At 32.4% G+C, this 1990-nt stretch carries 2 protein-coding genes; both read right to left on the reverse strand.

What is annotated here, in order from left to right:
- Window positions 1–678: hypothetical protein (locus tag VIL26_08555; protein HEY8390976.1), on the reverse strand; the 678-nt coding region annotated here is incomplete at its 3' end.
- An 84-nt stretch (window positions 679–762) separates the two neighbouring features.
- Window positions 763–1086 (reverse strand): hypothetical protein, encoded by a 324-nt coding sequence (locus tag VIL26_08560; protein HEY8390977.1) that lies wholly within the window; start codon window positions 1084–1086, stop codon window positions 763–765.
- Window positions 1087–1990 lie beyond the last annotated feature (904 nt).

The raw sequence follows: 1990 nt of genomic DNA on the forward strand, positions 1-1990 counted from the left end.
TTCACTGCCACGCGGCGATTCTTTTTCACCACAACTATACGCTATTCCGTCCAAATGTCTCAACCGCCATTGACTTATTTCTGATCCAAGTATTCGTTCGCTTCCTTTAGCTAAAATATATAATAAGTCCCAGCCTTCAACTGGATGAAGTTGGATAGGGGTTGCTGTTGCTAATATCATTGTCTTTGTTTTTGGAGAAATTTCTAATAAAAACTTCATTAAATTATTAGGATCGGGGCTAACACTTTGTCTGAATAGATTTAGTCTGTTTAACCTACGTGCAATTTCTATCCACGGCAGTTCTGGACTATTTCTTCCCGTAAAACCTACAACTTCTATTTCACCTTCATATAAGTAAGGAAAATCAGCGCCTAATATCTGTTTTCTTATACTCGGATACTGGGCCAAGAGCCCAAGAGCAATCATATTATGGGTTTTACCGCCGCCCATTGCCTGCTTTAATACAATTAAACCCGAACCATCACTCCGTCCGCTAAATCTCGCAAAAGTCTTGTTAAAAAGTAAACGCATATTGTTTGTAACATAATTTTTTGAAAAGAAATCGTTCGGATCTATTCTTTTGTCTAAAAGCATATCTAACTCTTGAACATCGTCTATAGTTCCACCTGTTAATGTCTCTTGTCGTGGCTCGCAAAGCTCAAATATTGTTTTTAACATCTGAATATTTTACCTCCTTTTAAACCTATTTTTGATAATATGTTTTTAAACTTAAAGATCGGAGCAAAAAAGTAAAACCTTAGCTTAGATCTTTTGATTTGCATTTTCTGTTTTGGAAAAATAAGTATAAACCATATTTCTCAGCAATCGGCTAATTGTTACATTATAGCGTTGAGCAAGGCTTTTGATATACTCAAGCTCTGCATCGGAAACCTTAATATTAATCATCTTTCCCGTTCGTGATTGAAAAGTATAATCTTCTAATAGCTCTTCTGGATGGAAATTATAAAGTATATACATAATCATCTTGGCTCGGGTAGAAGCCAAATGGTTTTCAACCGCATATTCTTTTAGTTTCCTATGCATCTTGGGATTAATTAAGGCCCATATTTGATGAGGCTTTCTCACGAAACCAATCCCTCCTTCTTTATAATCATAGCACAATGTATAATAAAATTCTTCAAGTTTTTTTTAGATTTTTTCTTTTAACTCCCTAAGTAAAACTAAAAGTTATATTTCAGCATTGAAAAATCTTTAAAGCTGACCTTGGCAAATTATTCTATTTTATCGTGGTTATTCTCCGTTTTTCTTGCAATACGAAAGTTTTTAACGCTAAATCAATTTTGTTCTCCAATGCTTGGTTTGTTTTTAAAATCCTGTGCAATATCTTTAACGGCTTTTTTAACTGTTATTTTCAAATGAACTCTTGATTTTCTTGGCGTTCATGTATTGGTATAAAGTTTATTAACTGCTATTAATTTTTATTAATCTCTGTTAATCTCTGTTAATCTCTGTTAATCTCCGTTAATTTCTATTAATGGCCATTTATGCGAATTAATAAAGATTAACAGACGTTAATAAAGCTATCTCATCCAAAAAATAAATTTGAAGCTACACAAACTAATGCCATCAGAATGCATTCTTCTTACGATATTAAATTCGTTTTTAAAAACCAAAACAGGTTTTAGAAAGCATTTTTAAAATTGCATTCTCAAAATGAAGATCAAAAATAGGAATCTGGCTACATAATTTTCAGCAAGATTTGCAGAAGCTTTTATGCAACATCGATTTTAAAAACAAAAACTTTTGCTTTTATGTATACAAAATCGTTCCCTTTATTTTTAAAAACAAAAGCCAAAAACGAAAAAAATAAAGCCTCTGCCCTGAAAACCAGAGTAGAGGCTTTTCATTTTTCATTTTTCTTTAACCTGACACTATGCCTCTCGCTTTTAAAAACGTAAAATTTGATTTTAAAATCCCTTTTCAGGTATTATAAGACAAGAAAGGAGAGTGATAGAATGGCGCAAAATGA

This window comes from Clostridia bacterium, from assembly GCA_036562685.1.
Lineage (GTDB): Bacteria > Bacillota > Clostridia > Christensenellales > DUVY01 > DUVY01.